The sequence below is a fragment of the Campylobacter sp. P0085 genome, assembly GCF_002139495.1.
In the GTDB taxonomy this organism is placed as follows: Bacteria; Campylobacterota; Campylobacteria; order Campylobacterales; family Campylobacteraceae; genus Campylobacter; species Campylobacter devanensis.
This window is the reverse complement of sequence record NZ_MJKB01000003.1, coordinates 259,088-266,586: the sequence shown is the minus strand read 5'-3', so window position 1 is coordinate 266,586 and position 7,499 is coordinate 259,088. Positions and strand designations below refer to the sequence as shown.

The window sequence follows — 7,499 nt, the reverse complement described above, 5'->3', positions numbered from 1 at the left end:
TTTGTGTTAAGATTTCCCTATAAAACTTAAATCCATTTAGGGGTTGTTTTTATTATATCGAACCAAATATTAAAAAGTTTATATATGGGGGGGGATTTTGATAAATTTGAAGAAAATATTGCAAATTTTTTAATAAATTTGAGTAATTTATAAAATTTAGATTATATATTATAGATTTAGGCTAAGTGATTTTATAATTTTTAGAGTGGAATTTAGATTGGATTAGGTGAGATATTAAATATTATGGGGGTGTAATTAAATTTGTGGGTTTTAGAGATTTGGGGAGGTTAATAGGTTAACTATGGGATAAGAGTGAATTTGAGAGTTTTTGGTTTATATACTATATTGGATTATAGTAAAGTAAAAAGAAAATGAAAAACGGATGTAATTAAAGAAAAAAGCAATAAGAAAATTTAATTATAAATTTTGCTTATTGCTAAAATATTAAAGATGATTATTAATCAAAATCCTCTTCATCGCTACTTGAGCTTAGTAGTGTAACTTTAAGAGCTCCAATACTTGCTCCATCCATTTTAACAACTTCGTATAAGCAGTTTTGATCCTCTATAGTATCGCCTACTACTGGTAGACGCTCAAATAAATTAAAGACATATCCGCCAATCGTAAGCTGCTCAGTCTCTTCATCAAAGTGAATTCTCATAATCTCCTCAACACCTTCAAGCTCAAATCTACCATTAAATTCATATGTATCATCGGAGATTTTTTTATAGCTTTGATCTTTATCATCGTGTTCATCATTGATATCGCCTACGATCTCTTCAATGATATCTTCCATAGTTACTAATCCAGCAGTTCCGCCATACTCATCAACAACTAGCGCAGCTGAGATTCTATCTTTATTCATCATTACAAGAATCTTTGAAATTGAACTATTTTCAGGTACAATAATAAGCTTTCTTACTATTTTATCAAGATTTTCTATCTTGCCATCTAGGTCATTTTGCAATATATCTCTAATGTGAATCATACCCAAAACACTATCTTTGCTACCATCTATATATGGAAATCTAGTATATTTGCTTTGGCTTACAATTCTCATATTCTCTTCAAAGCTTAATCTTTTATTTAAGCAGATCACATCTTTACGAGGCGTCATAATCTCTTTGGCTACTGTATCGCTAAAATCCACAGCATTTTTGATTATTTCGCTCTCCATACTATCTAAAACACCGCCTTTTAAGCTCTCTCCGACTATGATTTTAATCTCTTCTTCTGAGTGTGCTAACTCGCTCTCTCTAGCAGGTCTAATACCAATAAGCTTTAAAAACATAGCCGCTACAAAATCAAATGTGCGTATAACAGGAAAAAATATAAGCCAAAAAAAGTATAATGGTCTAGCGACCAAAAGCACGGCTTGTTCGGCTTTGGCGATTGCTACTGATTTTGGCACTAGCTCGCCTAAGACAACATGTAAAAGAGTGATGAAGCTAAAAGCAATAACAAAAGATACCGTGTGTAAAGTAGTGGTATTATCAATATCAAATATAATTTTTAATGGCTCTCTGATGATATCGGCCACAGCTGGCTCGCCGATCCAGCCAAGTGCAAGAGAGCTAAGTGTAATGCCAAGCTGCGTGGCACTAAGATAGGTATCTAGGGAATTTGACATTCTTAGAGCGAGTTTGGCATTAGGGCGTTTTTCTTTGACAAGCTCCTCTAAGCGTGATCTTCTAACCTTAACAATACAAAATTCAGATAAAACAAAAAAGCCATTTAAAAGTATAAAAATGGCCGCCAAAATTATCATAATAATGGGGTAAGTATCCAATTCTTTTCCTTAAAAAAATTTAAAATGGCTCAATTATAGCATATTTAGTTGAAATTTAATTTAATTTTGCGAATTTGCATTTATGCCTAAAAGCTCTTTAGTTTCCTCATCGCTCTCATACTCAAATCCGCCGCCAAAGGCCTTAAATACGGCAACTACACTATTTACAGCCTCTAAATTTGCACTTGTTAAACTAAGCTTTGCTGATAATAAACTTCTTTGAGAGTCCAAAAGCTCTAGATGGCTACTATATCCAGCATCATAGCGACTTTGAGCTATATCATAGACCTTTTGTTGGCTAGCGACTAAATTTGCCGTGCTTTGGGCTTTTATCATTGAGTTTTTTCTACTATCTAGAGCCGTTCTAATCTCGCTAAAAGCATTTTTAACCGCTTTATCATAAGCCAAAAAAGATGCGTTTTGTTCTAAATTTGCAATCTCAACACTATTATATGTTCTTCCAAAATCAAGAAGTGGCCCAATAAGACTTCCGCCTACGCTCCAAATAGATTTATTAACGCTTATTAGATTATCTAAATCTGCACTTGAATATCCAAAGATACCAGTAAGTGATATTTTTGGTAGCCACTGAGTTCTAGCTACACCAACTAGATAATTACTCGATTTTAGCCTCTCTAACGCACTTGCGACATCAGCCCTTTTTAATAATATATCTGAACTAATCCCACTTGGAACTTGTGGTAAATTTGGCAATCTAGTTGCGACATTTATATCAGAGTATAAAATTTCATCTAGACTTCCACCAACTAAAATAGCAAGGGCTGAATTGGCTTGTGAAATTTGAGTTTGTAATCCGGCTAGCTGGGCCCTAGCTTCATCTGCGGTTGCTACTGTTTGGGCATATACTAGCTCATCTATTTCACCACTAGCTAATTGCATAGCCCTATACTCTACACTTTGGATATATGAGATTAGGGTATCTTTTAAAATTTGCTCTTGTTCTCTTAATGAAATTAGCAAAAAATAGGCATTAGCCACACTACTTGCTAGGCTGATTCTAGCGCTTTCATAATCAAATTTAGTAGCATTATATATAGCTTCACTAGCATTAGCTTTATTTCTTACTCTACCCCATAAATCCAACTCATAGCTTAATACTGCACTAAGAGAGAATTGTTCAACAGTAGAATTATTATAGCCTTTATCGCTCTTGCTAGCTTCACCTTGCAAAGATATATTTGGTAAATACTCTATTCTATCAAGTCTTAGACTAACTCTAGCTTTTTCTATATTATTTAGTGCTATTAATAAATCACTATTATTTTTTAAAGATTTTTGGATTAGAGCATTTAGCCTCTCATCACCAAAACTCTCCCACCAACTCTCATTGATGCTATAAACATCCATTTGATATCTATACTCTTGCTGTATTTCAATCATATCAGGACGAAGAGAGCAGCCACTTATAATAGCTGCTATTAATATTGTAATAACCTTATTCATCTTTTGCTCCAAATTTAGCTCGTTTTCTATCTAGCCACCCATTGAAACTTTCTAATATATAGAAAAATAGTGGCACAAAGAATATCGCAATAGTAGATGCTGCTATCATACCACCGATAACGCCAGTGCCTAATGCGTGGCGTGATGCTGCTCCAGCGCCGGTAGCTAAGGCCATAGGCAATACCCCAAGAGTAAATGCCAAAGAGGTCATAACAATCGGCCTAAATCTCATCTTAGACGCACTAATAGCAGCGTCTTTTATACTTTTGCCTGCTAAATGCTCTTGCATCGCAAACTCAACGATCAAAATCGCATTTTTGGCTGCTAAACCTATTAAAAGAAGTAACCCAATCTCAAAATAAACATCGTTGCTAAGCCCTCTTAAATATGTAAATGCTAACGCTCCAAATACAGAAAATGGCACAGCTGTTACAACTGCTAGTGGCATTAGCCATCTCTCATACTGTGCTGCAAGAATCAAAAATACAAATATAAGTCCAAACGCAAAAGCTTGAGCGCCTTTGCCAGTACTGCTAACTTCTTGATATGCCGATCCTGCCCAGCCTATATTATACTCTTTACCAAGCTCCTCTTTAATGATTCTTTCAATCTCTTTAATAGAATCACCTGAAGTGTATCCAGGTCTTGGCTCACCCATAATCTTAGCTGCTGGGAAACCATTAAATCTATCAACATTATCAGGCCCCAAACCTCTTGTAAGAGTCATAATAGAATCTAATGGTACTAAATCACCGCTTCTACTACGTACATAAAGCAACCCTAAATCTTCAGGCGAATCTCTATAACTCTCATATGCTCTAATATTTACTTTATATGTTTTACCAAGAATATTAAAATCATTTACATAATACTGACCGATAGTTGAATTTATCGTATCAAATATATCGCTAAATGAGATTCCCATCATCTTGATTTTCTCTCTATCTAAAGTTAAATTATATAGAGGGAAATTTGTATCTAGCGTAGTTCTAACTTGAGTTAAAACCGGACTTTGATTTGCTTTAGCCACAACTCTTTGCACATCAGCTTCTATTTGATTATAGTTTTTACCTGTGATATTTTGCGCATAAAGCTCAAATCCTCCAGTCATTGATAATCCCATAATAGGAGGTGGAGTCGTAACAAAGGCTAATGAGTTTCTATCAGAACCATATAGAGTTCCCATAAACTGCCCTGCTATTGTCGCAGCTGCATTCTCTTTACCTGGACGCTCATCCCACGGCTGAAGTGTGATAAACATCATACCAGCATTTTCTCTAAGCGATCCAGCCATCATATCATAGCCTGTTAGCGTAGTAACACTTTTTACATTTGGATTTTTAGATACTATACTCTCTATAAATGCAGCATCTTCAAGCGTTCTAGGTAGAGTAGATGCTGGAGGTAGATTGATAATAGTTAATACACTACCTTTATCCTCAGCTGGTACAAGCCCACTAGGGATAACCTTAAATAGCTCTATCATCATGAATATTATAATTCCAACGCTAATTAAGCTGATAATTACATGACGCAAAATCTTAGCTACACCAGCAGAGAAAATCCTAGTCGAAAAATCAAAAAATTCATTAAATTTACGCACAAACCAAAATGGCGGTTTCTCTTTTTTGCGTAAAATTATTGCACAAAGTGCTGGAGTAAGCGTAAGGGCTACAAGTCCTGATATACACACAGATACAACTAAGGTTAGGGCAAACTGCCTTTGTATCACGCCTACAAAGCCCTCCATAAATGCAACCGGAATAAATACCGCCGAAAGCACCAAAACGATAGATATAACTGGCGCCATGATCTCATCCATGGCCTTGATGGTGGCCTCTTTGACACTTAAATTTGGCTCTTCATGTAAAATACGCTCCACATTTTCTATAACGATAATAGCATCATCAACGACAATTCCAATTGCTAAAATAAGTGCAAAAAGTGTAATTAAATTTACCGAAAATCCCATTACATAAATTCCAGCAAACGCACCTAAAATTGATACTGGAACAGTAAGCAGCGGAATAAATGTAGCCCTAATATTTCCAAGGAACATATAAATAACAATTACAACTAAAATAATAGCTTCTATAAAAGTCTTAACAACCTCATCAATTGAAACTTGAACAAACTCAGTTGTATCATATGCTATTCTATAAGTCATATCTCCTGGAAAATTATCTTTTAACTCTTCAACTCTGGCTTGAACTGCTTGGGCAGTTTCTAAAGCATTGGCTCCACTTTGTAAAAATATAAGTACTGGAATCATACTACCGCCATTAAAGCGTCCAGAAAATGCATAACTTTGAGCTCCAAGCTCAACATTAGCAACATCTTTTAACCTAATAATATTTCCGTTTAAATCAGCTCTAATTATAATATCTTCAAATTCGCTAATTTGAGTTAGTCTTCCTTCTGGCTTAATAGAATATACATATGGATTTCCAGTAGCCATAGGTTGTTCGCCTATCTTTCCAGCTGCATATTGTGAGTTTTGTTCTTTGATAGCATTAATTACTTCATTAACAGTCATATCATAATGCTTTAATAAATCTGGCTTTATCCATACTCTCATAGAGTACTCTTTGTTACCAATTACAACAGCATCACCTACACCCTTAACGCGTTTTAACTCATCAGCAACATTGATACTTACATAATTAGATAGCTCAGTATCGTTCATCTTTTTACTTGGGTCATAAAAAGCCAAAACCTCTAAGATATTGCTACTTCTTTCATCTACTTTTACACCGACTCTACGAACTTCTTCTGGAAGTTTTGATAAAATTGGACTTACTCTATTATTTACATTTACTGAAGCAGTTTGAGGATCTGTGCCAATCTCAAAGAAAATATTTAAGCTCATTGTACCAGCTGAACTTGATGTACTTTGCATATATATCATATCATCAACGCCATTTATAGCCTCTTCTAATGGAGCTGCAACTGCACTTGCGATAGTTTGAGCATCTGCGCCACTATATGTAGCTTGCACCACAATTTGTGGTGGCGTAAGCTGTGGATACTCCTCTATAGCAGCATTTTTAAGACCGATAAGACCTGCTAAAACTATAATAATAGATATTACGCAGGCAAAAACTGGACGATTGATAAAAAATTTAGAAAACATCTACTCGCCTTTTGTTTCTACTATTTGGACTGATGAGCCATCTTGAATCTTTTTAAAATTATCCAAAATTACCTTATCTCCATCTTTTAATCCACTTGATACAACAACACTAATGGCATCTTGAGAGGCTATTTTAATAGCTCTTTTTGATACTTTGCCATTTTCTACTACATATACAAACGGATTTACTAAATCTTGTAATACTGCAATTTGCGGGATTTTAAATCCATCTTTTTGATAAAATCCATATACTTTTACAGCAGCAAATACGCCTGGGCGAATTTGAGTTTGATTATTATCAAATTTAGCTTTTGCTTTTACAGTGCCGCTTTTTGAATCTACTACGCTATCAAGAAAGCTTATAGTTCCATTATACTCATTACCATTGGCTAACTTTATCTGCACTGTTGAATGTAGCTGTTTCCACTGGCCACTTTTGCTTTTTTCATCAATATCAAGCCTATCACGATCTGATATTCCAAATTCAACAAATATTGGATTTAATTTTGTGATTCGAACTAAATCATTATCAGTAGTGCTAACATATGAACCAACATCTTTAAGTGTATCGCCAATAACTCCATCAAAAGGTGCAGTCACCACAGAGTAATCTAAATCAATTTTAGCGTTATTTAAATTTGCTAAAGCTGAGCCGTATGCGCTACTAGCTGCGTCAAATTCCTTAGCCGATATTGCATTTTTAGCTTTTAGATTTACTGCTCTATCATATTGAGCTTTAGCGTTTTTAAAATTTGCTAATCTATCATTATAGATTGCTCTATATTTTGATTCATCAATTTGATATAGTTTATCGCCTTGCTTAACCATACTACCTGGAGTAAAAAACTGCTTTTCAATAGAGCCAGTTACCTTGCCTTTGATTATTACATCCATCTCGCTTACAACTTGACCGTTAAATTCAAGATTAATAGGAATATCGCCCATTTTTGCTACAGTTACACTTACTGGAAGTGCTCGAGCGGCTTGTGGAGCATTGCTTTTTTTGCTATCACTGCAACCTACTATCATCAAAGCAGCAAAGCCAAGAGTTAAAAATTTGCCAAATTTATTCATAATAATAACCTTTCAAATTAAGTATTTGAACTGAATTAA

The 7,499-nt window shown here is 34.8% G+C and carries 4 protein-coding genes; all 4 read right to left on the bottom strand.

Going from position 1 to position 7,499, the window contains the following annotated elements; genetic code table 11:
* Positions 1-457: 457 nt before the first annotated feature.
* Complete coding sequence (locus CIGNP85_RS05040) at positions 458-1,768, bottom strand: hemolysin family protein (RefSeq protein ID WP_086228556.1); 1,311 nt, start codon at positions 1,766-1,768, stop codon at positions 458-460.
* A gap of 81 nt (positions 1,769-1,849) precedes the next feature.
* On the bottom strand, positions 1,850-3,253 hold the full coding sequence (locus CIGNP85_RS05035; RefSeq protein WP_086240939.1) for an efflux transporter outer membrane subunit: 1,404 nt from the start codon (positions 3,251-3,253) through the stop codon (positions 1,850-1,852).
* Complete coding sequence (locus tag CIGNP85_RS05030; protein ID WP_086287216.1) at positions 3,246-6,386, bottom strand: efflux RND transporter permease subunit; 3,141 nt, start codon at positions 6,384-6,386, stop codon at positions 3,246-3,248. The genes CIGNP85_RS05035 and CIGNP85_RS05030 overlap by 8 nt, the downstream gene beginning before the upstream one ends.
* Positions 6,387-7,460: an efflux RND transporter periplasmic adaptor subunit gene (locus tag CIGNP85_RS05025; protein ID WP_086225425.1), complete on the bottom strand. Its 1,074-nt coding sequence runs from the start codon at positions 7,458-7,460 to the stop codon at positions 6,387-6,389.
* Positions 7,461-7,499 lie beyond the last annotated feature (39 nt).

What these genes read in the sequence shown, in the direction of transcription:
- CIGNP85_RS05040 (WP_086228556.1), bottom strand. Translation starts at nt 1,768, where the DNA reads ATGATAATTTTGGCGGCCATTTTTATACTTTTAAATGGCTTTTTTGTT.
- CIGNP85_RS05035 (WP_086240939.1), bottom strand. Translation starts at nt 3,253, where the DNA reads ATGAATAAGGTTATTACAATATTAATAGCAGCTATTATAAGTGGCTGC.
- CIGNP85_RS05030 (WP_086287216.1), bottom strand. Translation starts at nt 6,386, where the DNA reads ATGTTTTCTAAATTTTTTATCAATCGTCCAGTTTTTGCCTGCGTAATA.
- CIGNP85_RS05025 (WP_086225425.1), bottom strand. Translation starts at nt 7,460, where the DNA reads ATGAATAAATTTGGCAAATTTTTAACTCTTGGCTTTGCTGCTTTGATG.